23 protein-coding genes and 1 riboswitch are annotated in these 20,484 nt (G+C 60.0%); of the genes, 14 read left to right on the plus strand and 9 right to left on the minus strand.

Annotated features, from left to right (window positions below; all coding sequences use genetic code 11):
- Positions 1–18 precede the first annotated feature (18 nt).
- The 4 genes from murA to hisC all read left to right on the plus strand — a co-directional run bounded on the left by murA (position 19) and on the right by hisC (position 4,578).
- Positions 19–1,284, plus strand: coding sequence for a UDP-N-acetylglucosamine 1-carboxyvinyltransferase (gene murA, locus M5B97_RS16300; protein WP_123714602.1), 1,266 nt, complete (start codon positions 19–21; stop codon positions 1,282–1,284).
- A 158-nt stretch (positions 1,285–1,442) separates the two neighbouring features.
- Positions 1,443–2,078: an ATP phosphoribosyltransferase gene (gene hisG / locus M5B97_RS16305; protein ID WP_003188599.1), complete on the plus strand. Its 636-nt coding sequence runs from the start codon at positions 1,443–1,445 to the stop codon at positions 2,076–2,078.
- A 127-nt stretch (positions 2,079–2,205) separates the two neighbouring features.
- Complete coding sequence (gene hisD / locus M5B97_RS16310) at positions 2,206–3,522, plus strand: histidinol dehydrogenase (RefSeq protein WP_123714603.1); 1,317 nt, start codon at positions 2,206–2,208, stop codon at positions 3,520–3,522.
- 3 nt (positions 3,523–3,525) lie between these two features.
- Complete coding sequence (gene hisC, locus M5B97_RS16315; RefSeq protein WP_248732015.1) at positions 3,526–4,578, plus strand: histidinol-phosphate transaminase; 1,053 nt, start codon at positions 3,526–3,528, stop codon at positions 4,576–4,578.
- A 166-nt stretch (positions 4,579–4,744) separates the two neighbouring features.
- On the opposite strand, the gene M5B97_RS16320 is transcribed toward hisC, so the two are convergent.
- Positions 4,745–6,019 carry a uracil-xanthine permease family protein gene (locus M5B97_RS16320; RefSeq protein ID WP_123714605.1) on the minus strand — a complete coding sequence of 425 codons (1,275 nt, stop codon included), beginning with the start codon at positions 6,017–6,019 and terminating at the stop codon, positions 4,745–4,747.
- A 2-nt stretch (positions 6,020–6,021) separates the two neighbouring features.
- Entirely contained in the window at positions 6,022–6,660 is a 639-nt protein-coding gene (upp, locus tag M5B97_RS16325) for a uracil phosphoribosyltransferase (protein WP_024073483.1), read from the minus strand.
- A 163-nt stretch (positions 6,661–6,823) separates the two neighbouring features.
- Between upp and M5B97_RS16330 the strand changes: the two genes are divergently transcribed.
- The 4 genes from M5B97_RS16330 (at position 6,824) to M5B97_RS16345 (ending at position 8,730) form a co-directional block, all read left to right on the plus strand.
- Positions 6,824–7,381 (plus strand): hypoxanthine-guanine phosphoribosyltransferase, encoded by a 558-nt coding sequence (locus M5B97_RS16330; protein WP_123714606.1) that lies wholly within the window; start codon positions 6,824–6,826, stop codon positions 7,379–7,381.
- Between the two features lie 3 nt (positions 7,382–7,384).
- Entirely contained in the window at positions 7,385–7,852 is a 468-nt protein-coding gene (locus tag M5B97_RS16335) for a WbuC family cupin fold metalloprotein (RefSeq protein WP_123714607.1), read from the plus strand.
- Between the two features lie 35 nt (positions 7,853–7,887).
- Positions 7,888–8,367, plus strand: coding sequence for a hypothetical protein (locus M5B97_RS16340; RefSeq protein ID WP_248732016.1), 480 nt, complete (start codon positions 7,888–7,890; stop codon positions 8,365–8,367).
- A 75-nt stretch (positions 8,368–8,442) separates the two neighbouring features.
- The gene (locus M5B97_RS16345; protein WP_123714609.1) at positions 8,443–8,730 is read left to right on the plus strand and encodes a PA4642 family protein; all 288 of its coding nucleotides are present in this window, start codon (positions 8,443–8,445) and stop codon (positions 8,728–8,730) included.
- Between the two features lie 69 nt (positions 8,731–8,799).
- On the opposite strand, the gene mqo is transcribed toward M5B97_RS16345, so the two are convergent.
- On the minus strand, positions 8,800–10,308 hold the full coding sequence (mqo, locus tag M5B97_RS16350) for a malate dehydrogenase (quinone) (RefSeq protein WP_248732017.1): 1,509 nt from the start codon (positions 10,306–10,308) through the stop codon (positions 8,800–8,802).
- 727 nt (positions 10,309–11,035) lie between these two features.
- Positions 11,036–11,269: a hypothetical protein gene (locus tag M5B97_RS16355; protein WP_248732018.1), complete on the minus strand. Its 234-nt coding sequence runs from the start codon at positions 11,267–11,269 to the stop codon at positions 11,036–11,038.
- Positions 11,270–11,451: 182 nt separating this feature from the next.
- On the opposite strand from M5B97_RS16355, the gene M5B97_RS16360 reads away from it, so the two are divergent.
- Complete coding sequence (locus tag M5B97_RS16360; protein ID WP_053254440.1) at positions 11,452–12,036, plus strand: YajG family lipoprotein; 585 nt, start codon at positions 11,452–11,454, stop codon at positions 12,034–12,036.
- Between the two features lie 59 nt (positions 12,037–12,095).
- Here the strand turns inward: M5B97_RS16360 and M5B97_RS16365 are convergent, their stop codons facing one another.
- Positions 12,096–12,305, minus strand: a complete 210-nt coding sequence (locus M5B97_RS16365; protein WP_123714612.1) for a hypothetical protein — start codon at positions 12,303–12,305, stop codon at positions 12,096–12,098.
- Positions 12,306–12,486: 181 nt separating this feature from the next.
- Here M5B97_RS16365 and M5B97_RS16370 point away from each other — a divergent pair, with 181 nt between their 5' ends.
- A complete protein-coding gene (locus tag M5B97_RS16370) occupies positions 12,487–12,744 on the plus strand; it encodes a hypothetical protein (RefSeq protein WP_123714613.1) in 258 nt (85 codons plus the stop codon).
- Between the two features lie 59 nt (positions 12,745–12,803).
- On the opposite strand, the gene M5B97_RS16375 is transcribed toward M5B97_RS16370, so the two are convergent.
- Entirely contained in the window at positions 12,804–13,967 is a 1,164-nt protein-coding gene (locus tag M5B97_RS16375; protein WP_185021835.1) for a 1-acyl-sn-glycerol-3-phosphate acyltransferase, read from the minus strand.
- A 135-nt stretch (positions 13,968–14,102) separates the two neighbouring features.
- On the opposite strand from M5B97_RS16375, the gene M5B97_RS16380 reads away from it, so the two are divergent.
- From M5B97_RS16380 to M5B97_RS16390, 3 genes are read left to right on the plus strand one after another with little or no spacing between them, the layout of a single operon-like run.
- Complete coding sequence (locus tag M5B97_RS16380) at positions 14,103–14,285, plus strand: CPXCG motif-containing cysteine-rich protein (RefSeq protein ID WP_123714615.1); 183 nt, start codon at positions 14,103–14,105, stop codon at positions 14,283–14,285.
- 11 nt (positions 14,286–14,296) lie between these two features.
- Complete coding sequence (locus M5B97_RS16385; RefSeq protein WP_123714616.1) at positions 14,297–14,557, plus strand: DUF2007 domain-containing protein; 261 nt, start codon at positions 14,297–14,299, stop codon at positions 14,555–14,557.
- A gap of 38 nt (positions 14,558–14,595) precedes the next feature.
- Entirely contained in the window at positions 14,596–15,216 is a 621-nt protein-coding gene (locus tag M5B97_RS16390) for an SOS response-associated peptidase (RefSeq protein ID WP_248732019.1), read from the plus strand.
- Here M5B97_RS16390 and M5B97_RS16395 read toward each other — a convergent pair.
- On the minus strand, positions 15,213–17,351 hold the full coding sequence (locus M5B97_RS16395; protein WP_248732020.1) for a methyl-accepting chemotaxis protein: 2,139 nt from the start codon (positions 17,349–17,351) through the stop codon (positions 15,213–15,215). The two genes, M5B97_RS16390 and M5B97_RS16395, sit on opposite strands and share 4 nt — an antisense overlap.
- 404 nt (positions 17,352–17,755) lie before the next feature.
- On the opposite strand from M5B97_RS16395, the gene M5B97_RS16400 reads away from it, so the two are divergent.
- Positions 17,756–18,574, plus strand: coding sequence for a M48 family metallopeptidase (locus M5B97_RS16400; RefSeq protein WP_248732021.1), 819 nt, complete (start codon positions 17,756–17,758; stop codon positions 18,572–18,574).
- Between the two features lie 62 nt (positions 18,575–18,636).
- On the opposite strand, the gene M5B97_RS16405 is transcribed toward M5B97_RS16400, so the two are convergent.
- Both M5B97_RS16405 and M5B97_RS16410 read right to left on the minus strand, forming a co-directional pair.
- Positions 18,637–19,221, minus strand: a complete 585-nt coding sequence (locus M5B97_RS16405; RefSeq protein ID WP_016978300.1) for a TMEM165/GDT1 family protein — start codon at positions 19,219–19,221, stop codon at positions 18,637–18,639.
- A gap of 89 nt (positions 19,222–19,310) precedes the next feature.
- Positions 19,311–19,430: riboswitch (yybP-ykoY riboswitch) on the minus strand.
- Between the two features lie 51 nt (positions 19,431–19,481).
- Positions 19,482–20,480 carry a class I SAM-dependent methyltransferase gene (locus M5B97_RS16410; protein WP_248732022.1) on the minus strand — a complete coding sequence of 333 codons (999 nt, stop codon included), beginning with the start codon at positions 20,478–20,480 and terminating at the stop codon, positions 19,482–19,484.
- Positions 20,481–20,484 lie beyond the last annotated feature (4 nt).

The raw sequence follows: 20,484 nt of genomic DNA on the forward strand, positions 1-20,484 counted from the left end.
CAAGGCGTCGAGATTCTTATGGATAAATTGATTATTACCGGTGGTGTCCGCCTTGATGGCGAGATCCGCATTTCCGGTGCGAAAAACTCCGCCTTGCCGATCCTGGCAGCGACCCTGCTGTGCGATGGCCCGGTGACCGTGGCCAACCTGCCGCACCTGCACGACATTACCACCATGATCGAGCTGTTCGGTCGCATGGGTATCGAGCCGGTCATCGACGAAAAACTGGCGGTCGAAATTGACCCCCGCACTATCAAGACCCTGGTCGCCCCGTATGAACTGGTGAAAACCATGCGTGCGTCGATCCTGGTACTGGGCCCGATGGTTGCCCGTTTCGGCGAGGCCGAAGTGGCCCTGCCTGGCGGTTGCGCCATTGGTTCGCGTCCGGTTGACCTGCACATCCGTGGTCTCGAAGCCATGGGCGCGACAATCGACGTCGAAGGCGGTTACATCAAGGCCAAGGCGCCGGAAGGCGGCCTGCGTGGCGCTAACTTCTTCTTTGATACCGTCAGCGTGACCGGTACCGAGAACATCATGATGGCCGCAGCCCTGGCCAATGGTCGCAGCGTCCTGCAAAACGCCGCGCGCGAGCCTGAAGTCGTCGACCTGGCCAACTTCCTGATCGCCATGGGTGCCAACATCACAGGCGCCGGCACCGACACCATCACCATCGATGGCGTGAAGCGCCTGCACTCGGCCACCTACAAAGTGATGCCGGACCGTATCGAGACCGGCACCTACCTGGTCGCCGCCGCCGTGACCGGTGGCCGTGTGAAGGTCAAGGACACCGATCCGACCATCCTCGAAGCCGTTCTGGAAAAACTCAAGGAAGCCGGTGCTGAAATCACCACCGGTGAAGACTGGATCGAGCTGAATATGCATGGCAAGCGGGCCAAGGCCGTCAACTTGCGCACCGCTCCGTACCCGGCGTTCCCGACCGACATGCAAGCGCAGTTCATCTCCTTGAACGCGATTGCCGAAGGCACGGGTGCAGTGATCGAGACCATCTTCGAAAACCGCTTCATGCACGTGTACGAATTGCACCGCATGGGCGCCAAGATCCAGGTCGAAGGCAACACCGCCATCGTCACCGGCATCGATAAGCTCAAGGGCGCGCCTGTCATGGCGACCGACCTGCGTGCTTCGGCCAGCCTGGTGATCTCGGCACTGTGCGCCGAAGGCGATACCCTCATCGACCGTATCTACCACATAGATCGTGGCTACGAGTGCATCGAAGAAAAACTGCAGATGCTCGGCGCGAAAATTCGCCGCGTACCGGGCTAGTCGCTGTCATTGCAGTGGGCGGGCAACCCCGCTCACTGCACGTTGTGAAGAAGCAGTATGCTGAGTTTGTTTCAAATCGAGGCTGTAATGGCCTCGATCTGTGTCTGGCGCCGTTCGCGACCGGACAGCAATAGCCTGATGAAGGACTGACGTTTCCCATGTTGACCATCGCACTGTCCAAGGGCCGCATCCTTGACGACACTTTGCCGCTTCTGGCTGAAGCGGGCATCGTGCCGACCGAGAATCCGGACAAGAGCCGCAAGCTGATCATCCCCACGACCCAGGACGACGTTCGCCTGTTGATCGTGCGGGCTACCGACGTGCCGACTTACGTTGAACATGGTGCGGCCGACCTCGGTGTCGCCGGTAAAGACGTGCTGATGGAATACGGCGGCCAGGGCCTGTACGAGCCGTTGGACCTGCGTATTGCCCTGTGCAAGCTGATGACGGCCGGTCGTGTCGGCGACGTCGAACCCAAGGGCCGTCTGCGGGTTGCCACCAAGTTCGTCAACGTTGCCAAGCGCTACTACGCCGAACAGGGGCGCCAGGTCGACATCATCAAGCTCTACGGTTCGATGGAGCTGGCGCCGCTGATTGGCCTGGCCGACAAGATCATCGACGTAGTCGACACCGGCAATACACTGCGTGCCAACGGTCTGGAACCCCAGGATTTCATTGCTGACATCAGCTCCCGCCTGATCGTCAACAAAGCCTCCATGAAAATGCAACACGCCCGTATCCAGGCGTTGATCGACACCCTGCGCAAGGCAGTGGAGTCTCGACACCGCGGTTGACTCACCCGCGCGGCCTCAGGTCGCGCCCGTCTATCCGCCTCATAGCCAGAATTCTCAGGTGCCCAAGCGGATCGACTGCTAACTTTCGGCGCCTGAGCATTTTTGCCAATCCTATGAGGCCCTCGCTATGACCACGTCCACTGCAATTGCCCGACTCAACGCTGCCGATCCGGATTTCGCCCATCATCTGGATCATCTGCTGAGCTGGGAAAGCGTGTCCGACGACTCGGTCAACCAGCGAGTGCTCGACATCATCAAGGCTGTGCGCGAGCGCGGTGACGCGGCGCTGGTGGACTTCACACGCCAGTTCGACGGCCTGGACGTCAAGTCCATGGCCGACCTGATTCTGCCCCGCGAACGCCTGGAGCTGGCCCTGACGCGCATCACCGCCACTCAGCGTGAAGCCCTGGAAGTCGCGGCGGCGCGGGTGCGCAGCTACCACGAAAAGCAGAAGCAGGACTCGTGGAGCTACACCGAAGCCGACGGCACGGTGCTGGGCCAGAAGGTTACGCCGCTGGATCGCGCCGGCCTGTACGTGCCGGGCGGCAAAGCCTCGTACCCGTCCTCGGTGTTGATGAACGCGATCCCGGCCAAGGTGGCGGGTGTGACCGAGGTGGTCATGGTGGTGCCAACCCCGCGTGGTGAAATCAACGAGTTGGTGCTCGCGGCGGCGTGCATCGCCGGTGTTGACCGCGTGTTCACCATCGGCGGCGCCCAGGCCGTTGCGGCCTTGGCCTACGGCACCGAGAGCGTACCGAAGGTCGACAAGGTCGTGGGCCCGGGCAACATCTACGTGGCCACCGCCAAGCGCCATGTGTTTGGCCAGGTGGGGATCGATATGATCGCCGGTCCATCGGAAATTCTCGTCGTGTGCGACGGCCAGACCGATCCGGACTGGATCGCCATGGACCTGTTCTCCCAGGCCGAACACGACGAAGACGCCCAGGCAATCCTGGTCAGTCCGGACGCCGAGTTCCTCGACAAAGTCGCCGCGAGCATCAATAAGTTGCTGCCGACCATGGAGCGCGCCGAGATCATCGAGAAGTCGATCAATGGCCGTGGCGCGCTGATTCTTGCCCGCGACATGGAGCAAGCCATCGAAGTGGCCAACCGCATCGCACCGGAACACCTGGAGTTGTCCGTAGCCGACCCACAGGCCTGGCTGCCGTCCATTCGTCACGCCGGGGCGATCTTCATGGGCCGCCACACCAGCGAAGCCTTGGGCGACTACTGCGCCGGCCCTAACCACGTGCTGCCGACGTCCGGCACCGCGCGTTTCTCGTCGCCGCTGGGGGTGTATGACTTCCAGAAGCGTTCGTCGATCATCTTCTGCTCGCCGCAGGGTGCCTCCGAGCTGGGTAAGACCGCCTCGGTGCTGGCCCGTGGTGAATCGCTGAGCGCGCACGCGCGCAGCGCCGAATATCGCATCCTCAAGGGGGAATAAGGCATGAGCAAATTCTGGAGCCCTTTCGTCAAGGACCTCGTGCCTTACGTGCCCGGCGAGCAGCCCAAGTTGACCAAGCTGGTCAAACTCAACACCAACGAAAACCCCTACGGCCCGTCGCCCAAGGCACTGGCAGCCATGCAGGCCGAGTTGAACGACAATCTGCGCCTGTACCCGGACCCCAACAGCGACGTGCTCAAGCAGGCCGTGGCCAAGTATTACGGGATTGACGCCGGCAAGGTATTTCTCGGCAACGGTTCCGATGAAGTCCTGGCGCACATCTTCCATGGTCTGTTCCAGCACGACCTGCCGCTGTTGTTTCCGGACATCAGCTACAGCTTTTATCCGGTGTACTGCGGCCTGTACGGCATAAAATCCGACCCGGTGCCGTTGGACGAGCAGTTCCAGATTCGCGTGGCCGATTACGCCAGGCCTAACGGCGGGATCATTTTTCCCAACCCTAACGCGCCTACCGGCTGCGTGATGGCATTGGAGGCGGTAGAGCAGATGCTCAAGGCCAGCCCGGATTCGGTCGTGGTGGTCGATGAAGCCTATATCGACTTCGGCGGCGAAACCGCGATCAGCCTGGTGGATCGTTACCCGAACCTGCTGGTGACCCAGACCCTGTCCAAATCGCGCTCACTGGCCGGCTTGCGTGTGGGCCTGGCGGTGGGCCACCCGGACCTGATCGAGGCGCTGGAGCGGGTCAAGAACAGCTTCAACTCCTACCCGCTGGATCGCCTGGCGATTGTTGGCGCGGCGGCGGCGTTCGAGGACCGTGAGTACTTCGAGAAGACGTGCAAGCAGGTAATCGACAGTCGCAATACGCTGATCGCACAGCTGGAAGGCAAAGGCTTTGAAGTGCTGCAGTCGGCAGCCAACTTCATCTTTGCCCGTCACCCAAGGCACGACGCTGCTGGCCTGGCGGCCAAGTTGCGCGAGCAGGGTGTGATCGTGCGGCACTTCAAGCAGGAGCGGATTGCCCAGTTCCTGCGGATCAGCATCGGTACACCCGAGCAGAACCAGGCGTTGATCGACGGGCTTGGTGAGCTCTAAGCCACACTGAAGGTCTAAAAAATGTGGGAGCGGGCTTGCTGTGGCGAGGGAGCTTGCTCCCGCTGGAGTGCGAAGCGCTCCCAAGATTTTTGGAGTCGCTTCGCGCCCAGCGGGAGCAAGCTCCCTCGCCACAAAAGCCCTTCCCACATGCGTACAACGATGTTGGTTAGATCAGCGGCTCATCCGACTTCTTGTTCTTCCAGCCATCATTGCCCGGTAGCAGCAAATTCAAACCAATCGCTACCACCGCACACAGGGCGATGCCCTTGAGGCCGAAGTCATCCGGGCCGGTGCCGGTACCTACCAAGACACCGCCAATCCCGAACACCAACGTCACAGACACAATCACCAGGTTGCGCGCTTCGCCGAGGTCGATCTTGTGGCGAATCAAGGTGTTCATCCCCACCGCGGCGATCGAGCCGAACAGCAGGCACAGGATGCCGCCCATCACCGGCACCGGAATGCTCTGCAGCAATGCCCCGAACTTACCGATAAACGCCAGGCTGATGGCAAAGACTGCCGCCCAGGTCATGATTTTCGGGTTGTAGTTCTTGGTCAGCATCACCGCGCCGGTCACTTCGGCATAGGTGGTGTTCGGCGGGCCCCCGAACAGACCGGCGGCCGTGGTGGCGATCCCGTCACCCAGCAGGGTGCGGTGCAGGCCGGGCTTCTTCAGGTAATCGCGACCGGTCACGCTGCCTACCGCAATCACGCCGCCGATATGTTCGATCGCCGGGGCCAGGGCTACCGGGACGATAAACAGAATCGCCTGCCAGTTGAACTCCGGCGCAGTGAAGTGGGGCAGGGCGAACCATGGGGCCGCGGCGATTTTCGCCGTGTCGACCACGCCAAAGTAGAACGACATGGCAAACCCCACCAGTACACCGGCGATGATAGGCACCAAGCGGAAAATACCCTTGCCGAACACTGCCACGATCAAGGTGGTCAGCAACGCCGGCATCGAGATCATCATGGCGGTCTGGTAGTGAATCAGCTCGCTGCCGTCACCGGCTTTACCCATCGCCATATTGGCGGCAATCGGCGCCATGGCCAAACCGATGGAGATGATGACCGGGCCAATCACCACGGGTGGCAGCAACCGGTCGATGAAACCGGTGCCTTTGATCTTCACCGCCAGGCCCAGGAAGGTATAAACGAAGCCGGCCGCCATCACGCCGCCCATGGTCGCGGCGAGGCCGAACTGGCCCTTGGCGAGAATGATCGGGGTGATAAAGGCGAAGCTCGATGCCAGGAACACCGGCACCTGTCGCCCTGTCACCACCTGGAACAGCAGCGTGCCCAGGCCTGCGGTGAACAGTGCGACGTTTGGATCAAGACCTGTGATCAGCGGCATCAACACCAGCGCACCAAATGCCACGAAGAGCATTTGTGCGCCAGACAGGATCTGGCGCCAAAGCGGGTCGTTGAATTCATCCTGCATGTTCACGCGTCCTTCTGTTTGGTGCCGAAGATCTTGTCACCGGCATCGCCCAGGCCAGGGATGATATAGCCGTGTTCGTTCAGGCGCTCGTCGATGGATGCGGTGTAGATCTGCACATCGGGGTGGGCCTTCTCGACGGCGGCAATGCCTTCGGGGGCGGCGACCAGCACCATGGCGCGGATGTCCTTGCAGCCGGCTTTTTTCAGCAGGTCAATAGTGGCGACCATTGAGCTACCTGTGGCGAGCATCGGGTCGATGATCATTGCCAGGCGCTCATTGATTTCAGGGACAAGCTTTTCCAGGTAGGTGTGGGCCTGCAGGGTTTCTTCATTGCGGGCCACGCCGACGGCGCTGACTTTGGCACCCGGGATCAGGCTGAGCACGCCTTCGAGCATGCCGATACCGGCACGCAGGATCGGCACCACGGTGATCTTTTTACCGGCGATTTTCTCGACCTGAACGGGACCGGCCCAACCTGGAATCTCGTAGCTTTCCAGGGGCAAATCCTTGGTGGCTTCGTAAGTGAGCAGTGCTCCAACTTCCTGAGCAAGTTCACGGAAGTTCTTGGTACTGATATCGGCACGGCGCATAAGGCCGAGTTTGTGTCGGATCAGCGGGTGGCGGATCTCGCGAGTGGGCATGGGGAAGGCTCCGGCAGCGGGCAAAAAAACCGGCCTAGAGTAATCTATCCGAGGGTGTTGTCCTATAGACATCAAGTACGTTAGTCCATAAAGGCTTGATTGGAGCGCACGAGAAGCGTACCTTCGCCCGCTTTTCTTGCCACAGCACCCCTTGGAGAGCGCCATGTCCGCTGATCTCGAGCATATCCGTCAAATCATGCGCGAGGCTGACTGCCTGTACACCGAAGCGCAAGTCGAAGCAGCGATTGCCAAGGTTGGAGCGCACATCACCCGCGAAATGGCCCACACCAACCCTGTAGTGTTCTGCGTGATGAACGGTGGCCTGATTTTCGCCGGCAAATTGCTGACGCATCTGCAATTTCCGCTGGAGGCGTCCTACCTGCACGCTACGCGCTATCGCAACGAAACCAGCGGCGGTGATCTGTTCTGGAAAGCCAAGCCGGAAGTCTCGTTCATCGACCGCGACGTGCTGATCATCGATGATATCCTCGATGAGGGACACACCCTGGGTGCGATCATAGACTTCTGCAAACACGCCGGCGCGCGCAAAGTGCACACCGCTGTGCTGATCGACAAAGACCATGACCGCAAAGCCCGCCCGGACCTGAAAGCCGATTATGTCGGCCTGCCGTGCATCGACCGCTATATCTTCGGCTATGGCATGGATTACAAAGGCTACTGGCGTAACGCCAATGGCATCTTCGCCGTTAAAGGAATGTAATGAATGGCCCGTTTTCTTGATCAATCGCTGTTTGCTGAGTTGGCCGAGAAAGCGGCCGCCAGCCCTCGTGGTCGACAGCACCTCAACTTCCATGGCATGGAAGAACCCTGCCATCGCATGGCAGTGGGCTTGCAGCCGAACACGTATGTGCCGCCTCATTGCCATCTGAGCGCTGACAAGGCCGAAACGTTGCTGGTACTGAAAGGGCGTCTGGGTATCCTGATCTTCAACGACGTTGGTGAGGTGCTTGACAAGCGGGTTTTGCAGGCCGGCGGAGAGTGCCAGGGTGTCGATCTGCCATCCGGGGTTTTCCATGGTCTGGTCGCGCTGGAACCTGACAGTGTGATGTTTGAGTGCAAAGCCGGCCCTTACCGCCCTGTGGGGGAGGGTGAGCTGGCCAGTTGGGCGCCTCGCGAGGGCGATGCTGGCATGGCTGATTATCATCGCTGGATGCTTGCCCAGTTCGATTGAGCTACAGTGCTGGGCCCTCTCATATGGAGCGGCCCATGAGCCTGTTGATACGCACCTGCGCCGTTCTGGCGCTGACCTTTAGCCTGCCGCTGGCGGCCGCCCCGATGCACAGCCAATTCCTGCCGCCGGACGAACTGGCCTTGCGTGCCGAAACGCCTGACCAGCAGCAGTTGTTGCAAGTCACCGAGTACGCCGTGGTGGCGGGCAGCCAGCGCCAATCCACGCAACAGCCAATCCCGATCACGTCGCCGTTGATGATTCGCCTCAGGGGCAAATCGTTGAATAAAGGCGCGACGATCAACCAGGTGGTGCTCAATTTTGACGCCGAAAGCAAAAGCCTGAAAAAACCGGTCTTCGATGACGCCAGCAAGACCCTGACGTTGTCTTATCCGATGACACAGTACCGCGTGATTATCGACCTGTTGCGCAATGACACGGTGTATGTGCAGTTCCTCAGTTACGCCAACGGTCATATCTGGGCGGACCTGCATACCGGGGCCGTCAAGTCTCAATAGGCGGCGCCTACACAATACCGAGTCCCGCAGGTAGACTTCGACCTCCGTGTAAATGTCTGCAGGCTGGAGTCGGTAATGCGTAAAGATAAGAAACAGGTGATTGGTGATGAGATCGGTGACGATCAGATCAAGTTGTTCCTGGATTTCGAGCCGGTTGACGCGACTTCACCGTCCCTGCACAAACTGATCAAGGCTTACCGTGGCCTGCGTATCGACGATTTCGAGCGGTTCCTGGGCTTTTTCAAGGCAGCGGGCCTGGATCTCGATGGCAAGGATGAACATGGCCAGACCTTCGTCGATCTGATCAAGGATCAGCGTAACGCGGACGAGTACATCGAGTTGGTCGAAAAAGCTCGCGGCTGATTATCCGAGACATAAAAAAACGCCCCGTCCTCATGCAGAGGGCGGGGCGTTTTTTATGGCTTGAACGCCTTAAGCGTAACTCTCGGTCTCGGCCGCAGGCTCAACCAGTTCCAGGCTGATATTGTTCTGCGCGTTGATCTTGCGATACAGCTCGGCATCCGTCTCCAGTACTTTTTCCCGGGCCGGGAAGATTTCGTGCAGCTTGGCCGCCCACTCACCACTGGCTTTTTGCGGGAAGCAGCGCTCGATCAGCTCCAGCATGATCGAAACCGTTACCGATGCGCCCGGAGAAGCACCCAGCAGCGCCGCCAGCGAGCCATCCTTGGCCGCGACCAGCTCGGTGCCGAATTGCAGCACGCCGCCTTTCTTCGGGTCTTTCTTGATGATCTGCACCCGTTGGCCGGCCACTTCCAGGCGCCAGTCTTCGGCCTTCGCCTCAGGGTAGAAGCGGCGCAGGGATTCCAGGCGTTGCTCCATGGACTGCATCACTTCGCTGACCAGGTACTTGGTCAGGTCCATGTTGTCCCGGGCGACGGCGAGCATCGGGCCGATGTTGCCGGCGCGGACCGACAGTGGCAGGTCAAGGAACGAGCCGTGCTTGAGGAACTTGGTGGTAAAGCCGGCGTATGGCCCGAACAACAGGGACTTCTTGCCTTCCACCACGCGGGTGTCCAAGTGTGGGACGGACATTGGTGGCGAACCCACCGCCGCCTGGCTGTAAACCTTGGCCTGGTGGTGCTTGACTACTTCCGGGTTGTCGCAGCGCAGCCACTGGCCGCTGACCGGGAAGCCCCCGAAACCTTTGCTTTCTTCGATACCCGAAGCTTGCAGCAATGGCAACGCCGCGCCGCCGGCACCGAGGAATACGAACTTGGCGTCCACCTCACGGCTATTGCCGCTGTTGACGTCCTTGATGCTCACGGTCCAGCCCGCGCCGTTGCGCTTGAGGCCGGTGACACGCTTGCTGTATTTGACCTGGGCGTCTGCCGAGCTGGTCAGGTGGCTGAGCAGTTGGTTGGTCAGGGCGCCGAAGTTGACGTCGGTGCCGTTCATCACACGGGTGGCGGCGATTTTTTCGTCAAGCGGGCGACCAGGCATCATCAGCGGCATCCACTCGGCCATTTCGCTACGGTCTTCGGTGTAGTGCATGTCCGAAAACGCGTGGTGCCGGCTGAGGGTTTCAAAACGCTTCTTGAGGAAGGACACACCTTTTTCACCCTGCACGAAGCTCAGGTGCGGCACCGGGCTTATAAAGGACTTGGACGAGCCAAAGGTGCCTTTCTTGGTCAGGTACGCCCAGAACTGCTTCGACACCTCGAATTGGGTGTTGATGTGCACCGCTTTCTTGATGTCGATGGAGCCGTCAGCCGCCTGCGGTGTGTAGTTCAGCTCACACAGCCCGGCGTGGCCGGTACCGGCGTTGTTCCACGGGTTGGAACTTTCTGCGGCACCCGAGTCCATCAGCTCAACGACTTCCAGCTTGAGGCCGGGGTCGAGCTCTTTGAGCAGTACGGCCAGGGTGGCACTCATGATGCCGGCCCCTACCAGTACTACGTCGACTGCTTCGTTATGCGCCATTTAACGCGTCTCCAAAATCTGCAGCACCAAATTGACGGCATGGCTGCCAGGAGTGACGGGGCGGTTCACGTGTTGCCCCAGGTTACCCATGGCCAGGATCGCCATGTCCGATTCTTCGCAATTTTTTTGCAACTTCAGCGCGCGCTTCCTGCCGGGCTAATCTGCCTATGAACGCATTCATGGGCGCCTGTGGCAATTCGACTTATGGTCAAAGCGTGCGATTCGTGCAACCAAATCCGTAGCGGACAGGTTTCAAGCTCCAGTTTTCGGGGAGTTATCGGTCCTGTGTTGGGCTGTTCCAGACGCTGATGGTGCTTGTACAAACGCCAAACTATTCATTTGCTCGCCACACTCTTGTGAAGTTGTGAAAACCCGTTTTTTCACGCTCTTTTGAAGACGTGAACCTCAAAAAAGGGCTGCCCCAGCCTGGCACCTTGGCCCGAGGTACTTGCCGACATGCGGCAAAACGGGCAAACAACTCAAGTGGCCGAGCGCAATGGCAGCTCTGGCAGATTCGGTAAAGGCGGGTGGTTTGCAAAAAAACAGCAAGCGCGCCGGCTTCACTTGGTCTGTGTGGGCGGCTCTCTGTGGGCGATTGGGGGGTTAATGCCAGGGCATTAACGATGCTGCGAGGCCCGATCAGGAGACGTCCTTATAATCGGGGGGAGATTGTAGCGAAGAACGCCAGGGAAATGGGCGTGTTTTATGACTTTTATTAGCGCCTCGGTCAGGAGGCCAACGCTTGCTGTGGTTGCGCCTGCACGCCCAGTGGGTTGAGCCGGGCACTGGCGGGTAACGGGCGGTTCATCCATCCCAAGTGCGTTTCTGCCACTTCTACCCAGCCTTCACCGACGGGCGGCAAGCTGCATTGCTTGAATGCCACGCAGCGGCCATGGGGGTCGAGCAGGGCAAAGTGGCGATGATGGGCGTGTGACATGAACAATGATTTGAGAAGGCGCATGGCTTTGTACCTGTTACGTTACATGCTTGAAGGTTGCCAGTGTGCCATGACACTGGAGTGACGAAATTATGTGAAATTGTAATTTCCACATGCCTTCAGCTGACGTTCAGGATCGCTGGTGAGCGGCGCACCTGCACCGTTATACTGGCGCCCTGTTTGCACCTAGTCCTGGAGAAATGAGTATGTTGCAACGCCTGTTGTTCGGTTTGATCACTGTGACCAGTTTGACGCTGGTTGGCTGCGCCAACAGCCCGCAACAACTCAGCCCGCAACCTAAAGTCACTGCGCAGTTGGCGCCCGTGGGGCACGGCCAGCCGGTGTCGGTGCGCGTAGTGGACGGTCGTCCGTCGCCTACCCTTGGCTCTCGTGGTGGCCTGTACCCTGAGACCGCGCTTATTTCGGTGACCGGTCAGGATGTGCTGCCCAAGCTGCAAGCCCAGGCGGAAGCCGCTGTACGCCTGCTGGGTTTCACGCCTGCCAACTCGCCGGGTGCGCCTCAACTGACCATCACCTTGGCCGAACTGAAGTACCAGTCGCCAAAAGAAGGCTTGTATGTGACTGAAGCGTCTATCGGCGCGACGTTCAAGTCCGACGTCAGTGCCGGCACCCGTCGCTACAGTGGCCGTTACGGCGCGTCCCTGAACCAGCGTTTCGGTATGTCGCCGAACCAGGAAACCAATACCAAGCTGGTCAGCGACGTGCTCAGCGACGCCCTGACCCGTCTGTTCAAAGACCCAAGCATCGGCCAGTTGCTCAGCTCGCAGTAATCGCCGATCGAAAAAGAACCGGGCTCGGTCATGAGCCCGGTTTTTTATGCCTGTCGCTTTTATGCCGCCGTTTCGACATACAGCTCCAGCACACTCACCCCTGTAAGCAAATCCAGCTCCGGCAGGTCGGCATGCTGATGCCCGGCGAGGGCGCAGTACACCAGCCAATGGCGGTCTTGAACGTTGAACGCCAGGCTGCCGGCCAGCGCCTCTTGCTCTTCGCTTTGGGCGATCAAATACAGTCGATCCTGGTTTTGCGCGTGCAGCATGACAAGCTCCTGAGCGTTCGAAGGGCAACAGAGTGGCTTGTTAAGGTGACGTTCAGGTGACGCTGTAAATTACTGGATACATTAGCGGTTATGGGGGATGGAGCAGGAAGGCGCAGGAGGCGATTATCGCTCAGGTTTGTATCTGAGCTGATACCAGGCCACTGATACATCGAGGTTTGCGATGGCACTGCCCGCACTGCTCATCAATGCTGCTGCGCTGTTGGTTGCCTGCCCGGGCGCCGCGCTGCTATTCATTACCCGCCTGCGATCACAGCGGGCGATGGCCGACCTTACCGCGCGAAGCGAAGAACGTGCCGTTGACCAACCGATGCTGTTTCTGGATGTACGCACCGAACGGGCGTATCGCCTTGCCTACCGCGTAGGGTTTGCCTGTCTTGGGCTGGCACTGGCCATCTCCTGGCTCAGCACCCATCTGTAAAACCACTGCCGATCAGATGCAGGAAGGGAGCAATCCCCTCCCACCTATCTGATTGCCGCTTACAGAGGCATTCCGGCCTTGATCCGATACTGATTGCGCACCGGTGTTGCATATTGCACCACCAGGTAGGGGCGGTGCTCGGCCGGGCATTCGTTCAAGCGCCGCTCCCATTCCGCTTTTGCCTTGGCCAGTTCATCGGCCGGGAACAGGTCTGCTGCCTTCGGCACCTGCAGTTGCGGGTCGGCATCACTCCACTGTGCGTAAGCCAGGTAGTGCACCGGGAACAGTCGATACCCGCTCAGGATCTGCCGGTCCATTTCCACGGCGAGCAACTTGGTGTCTTCAAAACGCTCGGTGATCGGCGGCGCAAAGTTTATGTGTACCCGGCCCTTGTAGCCGGTGATGCCCAAGGCAATGCTCACATCGTCCTCACCTGGGGCCTTGCTGTAGGTGCCGGTGGTAGCGCGGATGTACAACTCGCGGGCCTTGGCTGCATCGCACGGGTCATATTCGTAGCTGATGGATACCGGCGTCAGGTTCAGCGACTGGATAACCTCGGCAAACGGCTCGTCCTTGCGGCTGACGTGGAACATCTTGAGGATCGCCGATTCGGTGCGATCATCGCCATCCTTGGCCCGGCCTTCGGCCTGGGCAATCCAGATCGACTGGCCGTCAGTGCGAATCGAATGGTTGATGTAGGCCGACAGCAGTTGGTAGGCCGCCATTTTCTCCTTTCGCCCGGTGATCGAGCGGTGCACGATAAAGCTCTTGTTCAGGCGCATGAGGTCGCTGACAAATGGCTTTTGCAGCAGGTTGTCGCCAATGGCAATGCGTGGGGTCGGCAGGCCGGCGTGATACACGGCGTAGTTGACAAAGGCCGGGTCCATCACGATATCGCGGTGGTTGGCCAGAAACAGATAGGCGGTGCCCGATTTGAGCTGTTCGACGCCGGTATAGGTCACGCCGTCGGTTGCGCGGTCGATCGTGTGGTCGACGTAATACTCGACCTTGTCCTGCAGCGTCGCCACGGTGGTGACGCCGGCAAACTCACGGCGCAACTTGCGGGCGATCAGCGGTTTGAGCAACCAGCCCAGAGGGCCGGCAAAGCGCGGGAAGCGGAAGTGGGTCAGGATGTCCAGAAAGGCCTTGTCACTGAACAGGCGTGCCAGCACTGCCGGGACTTCACTGTCGTTGTAAGGTCGGATGGTATCGAATTCGCCCATCATGCTCTCTTGTTAGAAACGGCTAGGGTAAGTAAAGGAAATATCAGGGTGCGGCCGCACTATATATTGGCTCTGCCGCGAATAGCCCTGTAAATAGACCGGCGATTATACGCACAAGTCACCTGGGAGACCGCGATGCTGGAAACTGCGCTGTACGATTGTCCTTATTGTGGCGAAGAGGTCGAGACAACCGTGGATTTGTCCGGCGGTGACCAGACTTACATAGAGGACTGCCAGGTGTGTTGCCGGCCGGTCATTTTCAGCCTGCAAGTCCATGGTGACGAGTGGATGCTGGACACCCGCAGCGAGAACGAATGACAGGTACGCCCATGCAGCGAATCTACGAACCGGAAAACCTGATGGAAGGCGAGTTGCTGCAGCAAATGCTTGCCAGCGAAGGTATCGAGGCGCACCTGGTGGGGCGCCATTTGCTCGGAGGTACGGGGGAGCTGCCGATTTTCGGGCTGCTGGGCCTGGACGTGGACAACGATCAGGCCGCCTATGCCCGTGAGCTGATTACCGCCTACATCGGCGCGCAACCCTTGCCCGGCGACGAACCCGACAGCTTCCCTGACGTGCTGGTCTGTTAGGCTGTCGGTCGGTTTACCCCCAAGAGTCGTGTTGCCCCATGTGTGGACGTTATGCCTTGTTTCGCTGGAACCCCGCTTTTGCTGCGTTGCCGGGCTTCCCGGCCGATCAGCAGGCCCAGTGGAATATCTCCCCCAATGATTCGGTGCTGATCCAGCGCTTGAGCGAGGGCCAGCTCACCCTGGCGCGTGCGCGTTGGGGCCTTACGCCACCCTGGCTGACCGATATGTCGCGCACCCCGGCCCATGCCCGTGCCGAAACCCTGGCCGAACAACCGATGTTTCGCGAAGCGTTTCGCCAGCGCCGCTGCCTGCTGCCGGCCAACGGGTTTTATGAATGGCGCGGTACCCAGCGCAAGCGTCCGTATTGGCTCACGCCGGGGGAGGGCTCTGCGTTGTTTTTTGCCGCCATCTGGGAAGCGTACCCGGTGCAGGAGCAGGTGTGGCTGAGCACGGCAGTGGTGACCCAGGCCGCGCAAAACCAGCGGCGTCCGTTGATTCTGGACGCGCAGGGGCAGGAAGCCTGGCTCAACCCGGAAACGCCCCTGCCTGTACTGCAAGCCTTGCTGGCCAGTGAGCCCGCCGCATTGCGCGAACGGGTCCTGGCCAATATGGTCAACGATCCCAAGCTCAATGGGCCGGAGTGTCTGACTCCGGCCTAAACCTTGAACTGATTGATCAAGCGCCGCTGCTGTTCAGCCAATTTGGTCAGGTCCGCACTGGCCGCACTGGACTCATCCGCGCCGCCCGCCACTTCATTGGCCACCTGGCCGATATTGATCACGTTGCGATTGATGTCCTCGGCCACCGCGCTCTGTTCCTCGGCGGCGCTGGCGATCTGGGTATTCATGTCGTTGATCACCGACACGGCCTGGGTGATGGTCTCCAGCGCTTCAGCCGCCTTGGCGGCGTGCTGCACGCTTTCGTCGGTGCGGTTCTGGCTGTCTTCCATCACCCGTACCACATCGCGCGTACCTTGTTGCAACTGCTGGATCATGGCCTGGATTTCTTCGGTGGCTTTCTGGGTTTTTTGCGCCAGATTGCGCACCTCATCCGCGACCACCGCAAAACCGCGCCCTTGCTCACCGGCCCGCGCCGCTTCGATGGCCGCGTTGAGTGCGAGCAAGTTGGTCTGCTCGGCAATCCCGCGAATCGCCGTGAGAATCGCATTGATGTTCTCGCTGTCCTTGGCCAGGGTCTGCACCACGCCCACGGCTTTGCCGATTTCTTCGGCAAGCGCACCGATGGAGGTTGAGGTATCGCGCACAATGCGCATGCCCTGGCTTGCCGCCTGGTCGGCATGGCTGGCGGCTTGCGCCGCCTGGGTAGCGTTGCGCGCCACATCCTGCGCGGTGGCGGTCATCTCGTGCACGGCGGTTGCCACCTGATCGATCTCGACCATTTGTTTGTGCACGCCCTGGTTGGTGCGAATCGCGATGTCAGCGGTGTGTTCCGACGAGTCGCTGACCTTCTGCACCGAACTCACCACTTGCGTGATCATGCCTTGCAGCTTGATCAGGAAAGTATTGAAACCGCTGGCGATCGCGCCCAATTCGTCGGCGCGGTCACTGGTCAGGCGGCGCGTGAGATCGCCTTCGCCCTGGGCGATGTCATTGAGCATGGCCACCATTTGTTTGAGCGGGCGGGCGATGCCGTGGCCTACCAGCCAGATCACCACCAGGCCGAGGCCCGCGATCGCCAGGCCGACCATAGCCATGCCGAAGATATCGGTCTTGCGCTGGGCTTGCAGGTCACTTTGCAGTTTGTTCGAATCCGCCATCACGGCGCTCAGGGGTAGTTGCAGCATCAAGGTCCAGCGCGCTTCAGCCTCGCCGATGTTGAACGGCAGGAACAGCTCGATATGCCCGTGTTCCTTGTCGACGTCGTAGCGCACTTCGCCGACTTTCAATTGGCCGAGATTGGACAGCTCCTGGCTGTCGAGCAGGTCGCCGGCCTTCTCGCCGAGTTTGCTGGCGTCCTTGGTATAGGCCACCAGGCGTCCATTGTTGGAGATCAGCGCCAGTTCGCCGGCGCCGTCGTAGAGGCTCTGGTCGGCGCGGGCCAGCATGTCCTGGATGAAGTTCACCGACAGGTCGGCACCGACGATGCCCTGGAACTTGCCGTCGATCATGATCGGCTCGATAAACGACGCCAGCATCACCATGGCATTGCCCACCTTATACGGGGCAGGGTCAATGGCGCAGGGTTTCTGGCTTTCCTTGGAGCACAGGTAGTACTCGCTGGCGCGTATACCGGTGGAGAGGATTTTCTGGTCGTTGACGTCGGCGAGTTTGTCCAGGCCCAGGCTGCCATCGGCGTTGCGGTACCACCACGGCAGGAAGCGACCGTCGGTGCCCATGCCGACGATCGGGCTGTTCACGTAATTGGCGTCGTTGTGATCGATTGCGTTGGGTTCCCAGCCGATGTAGGCGCCGAGAATTTTCGGGTTACGCACCACCGTTTCATGCAGCAGGCTGATCAGTTGCTCGCGGCCCATCTGCAACGCGGGTTCGCCCTTGGCGTCTTTCATGCCGAGCAGGGCGTTGGTGGTGGCCAAACCTTTGGCGGTCACCAATGGCGCTTCCAGTTCGCGCTGGACCAGTGTGGCCTGGGTCTGCATCAGCGCGGTAAGCCGCTCCTTGATGATTTGCTCGAATTGGGTTTGGGTGCGCTCCTGCACCATTTCCTGCGTGCGCGCACCGGAAAACAAGGCGTAGAGCACCAGCACTGCGACCACGCTCAACACGATGGCGCCAGTAAGTGCCGCCACGGAAAACTGAATCGACTTGAATTTCATGAAGGCTCCGGGCACAGAGAGGGTTGGCTAATGCCAGTCAGTTAAGCGATAGAGCGGACAACGAGTAACCTGTGGCGAGGCAGCTTGCTCCCGTTGGACTGCGTAGCAGGCCCAGTCTTTTCAAGCCCAAAGCTGGGGCCGCTTCGCGACCCAGTGGGAGCACGCTCCCTCGCCACAGTGACTATGCTCATCCTTAACTGACTGCCATTAGGGGGCTCATTTTTTATCGGCCATGCCGCAGGGAGTCTTAAGGTTTGTCCTGCAAATTAGTCGGTGGCGTCGCAAATGGGATGATCACTGGCGTTGTGAGATGTATCCGAAATTTGACGGTTACACGTCTGTTGTATCTGGCTTCTCTATAAATGACCGCCTACGATACGCGCCTGATTTTCAGGGAGAGTGTCATGAAGAAAATAGTGGCGGTAAGCCTACTCGGTTCAGCGGTGCTGCTGGCAGGTTGCCAGTCGGTCAACACCACCAGTGGCGGCGCCGTGGGAGTCGAGCGTAAGCAGTACATGTTCAGCATGTTGTCGAGTCAGGAAGTCGACCAGATGTATGCCCAGTCCTACCAGCAGACCCTGGGTGAGGCGAGCGGCAAGGGTTTGGTGGACAAGACCAGCGCCAACGCCAAACGCGTACAGGCCATTGCCAACCGTTTGATCGCCCAGGCGCCGACCTTCCGCCCGGATGCGGCGCAGTGGAAGTGGGAAGTGAACCTGATCAAGAGCGATGAGATGAACGCCAACTGCGGGCCTGGCGGCAAGATCTTCGTGTACAGCGCGTTGATCGACAATCTCAAGCTCACCGATGACGAGCTGGCTGCGGTAATGGGTCATGAGATTGCCCACGCCTTGCGTGAACACGGCCGTGAAGCCATGTCCAAGGCATATGGCATCGAGATGGCCAAGCAGGGCGCTGGTGCGCTGTTCGGCCTGGGCCAGGACAGCCTGGCACTGGCCGATACGGTCACCAACTACGGCATGACCTTGCCTAACAGCCGCGCCAATGAAAACGAAGCAGACCTGATCGGCCTGGAGCTTTCGGCCCGCGCCGGCTACAACCCGAACGCCGCCATCACGTTGTGGAACAAGATGGCCAAGGCGTCAGAAGGTGCGCCACCGGAGTTCATGAGTACTCACCCGGCGTCCGACAGCCGGATCGCCTCGTTGCAGGCGGCGATTCCGAAGGTGATGCCGCTCTACCAGCAGGCCAAAAAATCCTGATCTTGTAGAAAATCCAATGCGGGAGCGGCTTTCCGCTCCCGCATTGGATCGGGTTTACCGCCTTAGATCCAGCCGCTGCTCTGCATGGCCTTGTACACCGCCACGATCGCCAGGATGAAAAACGCCGAAGCCGCCAGTCGACGAATCAAGGTCAGCGGTAGTTTTTCCGCCGCAAAGTTCCCCGCTAATACCACCGGTACGTTGGCAATCAGCATGCCCAGGGTGGTGCCGATAATCACCAGCCACAATTCCGGGTACTGCGCTGCCAGCATCACCGTGGCGATTTGTGTCTTGTCGCCGATTTCGGCAAGGAAGAACGCGATCAGCGTGGTCAGAAACGGCCCGAATTTGCGTGTGGTACTGGCTTCGTCATCGTCGAGTTTGTCCGGCACCAGGGTCCACAGTGCCGTGGCACAGAAGCTCGCCGCCAGGATCCAGTGCAATACCGCATCCGAGAAGAAACTGCCGAACCAGGCCCCCACGGCACCGGCCGCCGCATGGTTGGCGAGGGTTGCGGCAACGATACCCGCGATGATCGGCCAAGGCTTGCGAAAGCGTGCGGCGAGGATGAGTGCGAGCAGTTGCGTCTTGTCGCCGATTTCGGCCAAGGCAACGATTGCGGTAGGAACGAGTAATGAATCCAGCATCAGGTAGGTTTCCAGGGGCGGGTCGACACGGCTATGACACGTACAGCCTTCCCGCCCCGGGTAAGGTGTGCGTGTCATAGGTCTTGTCAAACCCCGGTCCGTCTGTGCGGACTCCTGGGTCGCATACGCCATGGTCTGCTGACCAAGTATGTTGACGTATGCCGGACGAGCGTGGCGCTCGTGGGAGACTACTCCCCTAGGACGGAGCGGATTCTGCCTAGGCAAAACGCATTCGGCAAGCCTTCTTTTTCAAACGCCCGTCAGCCGCGCTTGGCACGGTAAATGCGAAAGCCGTTGCTTTCGGCCTTGATCGCACAGACCCCGAGATGCTCTTCGATCAGCGGCTGATACTTCAGGAAGCTGTTGGCAACTAACCGAAGTTCGCCACCTTTTGCCAGGTGTTTCGCAGCTTTTCGCAGCAGGTTTTCGGTGGCGAAATAATCGGTGTGCACCCCGACATGGAACGGTGGGTTGCTCAGGATTGCATTCAAACCCATCGGCGCAGCGTCGATTCCGTCGCCGGTCAGCACGTCGGCTTCCAGGCCGTTGGCGGCCAATGTCAGGCGGCTGCTGGCGGCAGCGAATGCGTCCACGTCCAGCAGGGTTACGCTGTTGTGCGGGTAGCGGCGCTTGACCGCGGCCCCCAACACACCGGCGCCGCACCCGAAGTCGAGCAAATGACCGCCCGGCAGCTTGTCCAGATGCTCCAGCAACAGCTCGGTGCCGCGATCAAGGCGCCCGTGGCTGAACACGCCCGGCAGGCTCACGACCTTGAGCGGCCCTTCGGCCAGCGGCACGTCGAACACCTGGGCCAGGCTTTCCAGCTCGACCGCTTGCGGAACGTTGGCCACCGTGACTTGCCACAGCTGGCAATGCCGTGCGTTATCGAGCTTGCGCGGTTTGCCGAAGGGGATCATCTGTTTGGCGGCGCTTTCGATGCCGGCTTTTTTCTCCCCCACCAGAAACAGCTCGGCGCCGGGCAGGCGTGCGGCCACGGCGTTGAGCAGGTAGTCGGTGAGGTCCTTGGACTTGGGCAGGAAGATCACTGCCGCATCGAACGAACGCTCAGGCACGTTTACGCCGAACTGGCTGCGCTCGGGGAAGCGTGCATCGAGCGCGGCCTGGTCGCCGGCGTGCCAGCACCAGCCGTGGGCGTTGGGCAAGCGGCCCAGCAGGTCGTCGGCCGGCAAACCGACCAGCAGCAGGTTGCCTTGAAAAAGTTCGGCCTGACGAAGCAGTACTTCACTGCGCGGGTCCATGGTC

Origin of the sequence: Pseudomonas sp. MWU13-2517 (assembly GCF_023242545.1) — a bacterium.
Lineage (GTDB): Bacteria > Pseudomonadota > Gammaproteobacteria > Pseudomonadales > Pseudomonadaceae > Aquipseudomonas.

Coding starts and splice junctions, on each gene's coding strand:
- M5B97_RS16380 (WP_123714615.1), top strand. CDS start 14,103: ATGCTGGAAACTGCGCTGTACGATTGTCCTTATTGTGGCGAAGAGGTC.
- M5B97_RS16320 (WP_123714605.1), bottom strand. CDS start 6,019: ATGCAGGATGAATTCAACGACCCGCTTTGGCGCCAGATCCTGTCTGGC.
- M5B97_RS16355 (WP_248732018.1), bottom strand. CDS start 11,269: ATGCGCCTTCTCAAATCATTGTTCATGTCACACGCCCATCATCGCCAC.
- M5B97_RS16340 (WP_248732016.1), top strand. CDS start 7,888: ATGAGCCTGTTGATACGCACCTGCGCCGTTCTGGCGCTGACCTTTAGC.
- M5B97_RS16370 (WP_123714613.1), top strand. CDS start 12,487: ATGGCACTGCCCGCACTGCTCATCAATGCTGCTGCGCTGTTGGTTGCC.
- M5B97_RS16410 (WP_248732022.1), bottom strand. CDS start 20,480: ATGGACCCGCGCAGTGAAGTACTGCTTCGTCAGGCCGAACTTTTTCAA.
- M5B97_RS16400 (WP_248732021.1), top strand. CDS start 17,756: ATGAAGAAAATAGTGGCGGTAAGCCTACTCGGTTCAGCGGTGCTGCTG.
- M5B97_RS16345 (WP_123714609.1), top strand. CDS start 8,443: ATGCGTAAAGATAAGAAACAGGTGATTGGTGATGAGATCGGTGACGAT.
- M5B97_RS16330 (WP_123714606.1), top strand. CDS start 6,824: ATGTCCGCTGATCTCGAGCATATCCGTCAAATCATGCGCGAGGCTGAC.
- M5B97_RS16385 (WP_123714616.1), top strand. CDS start 14,297: ATGCAGCGAATCTACGAACCGGAAAACCTGATGGAAGGCGAGTTGCTG.
- upp (WP_024073483.1), bottom strand. CDS start 6,660: ATGCCCACTCGCGAGATCCGCCACCCGCTGATCCGACACAAACTCGGC.
- hisD (WP_123714603.1), top strand. CDS start 2,206: ATGACCACGTCCACTGCAATTGCCCGACTCAACGCTGCCGATCCGGAT.
- M5B97_RS16375 (WP_185021835.1), bottom strand. CDS start 13,967: ATGGGCGAATTCGATACCATCCGACCTTACAACGACAGTGAAGTCCCG.
- mqo (WP_248732017.1), bottom strand. CDS start 10,308: ATGGCGCATAACGAAGCAGTCGACGTAGTACTGGTAGGGGCCGGCATC.
- hisG (WP_003188599.1), top strand. CDS start 1,443: ATGTTGACCATCGCACTGTCCAAGGGCCGCATCCTTGACGACACTTTG.
- murA (WP_123714602.1), top strand. CDS start 19: ATGGATAAATTGATTATTACCGGTGGTGTCCGCCTTGATGGCGAGATC.
- M5B97_RS16360 (WP_053254440.1), top strand. CDS start 11,452: ATGTTGCAACGCCTGTTGTTCGGTTTGATCACTGTGACCAGTTTGACG.
- M5B97_RS16365 (WP_123714612.1), bottom strand. CDS start 12,305: ATGCTGCACGCGCAAAACCAGGATCGACTGTATTTGATCGCCCAAAGC.
- M5B97_RS16335 (WP_123714607.1), top strand. CDS start 7,385: ATGGCCCGTTTTCTTGATCAATCGCTGTTTGCTGAGTTGGCCGAGAAA.
- hisC (WP_248732015.1), top strand. CDS start 3,526: ATGAGCAAATTCTGGAGCCCTTTCGTCAAGGACCTCGTGCCTTACGTG.
- M5B97_RS16405 (WP_016978300.1), bottom strand. CDS start 19,221: ATGCTGGATTCATTACTCGTTCCTACCGCAATCGTTGCCTTGGCCGAA.
- M5B97_RS16395 (WP_248732020.1), bottom strand. CDS start 17,351: ATGAAATTCAAGTCGATTCAGTTTTCCGTGGCGGCACTTACTGGCGCC.
- M5B97_RS16390 (WP_248732019.1), top strand. CDS start 14,596: ATGTGTGGACGTTATGCCTTGTTTCGCTGGAACCCCGCTTTTGCTGCG.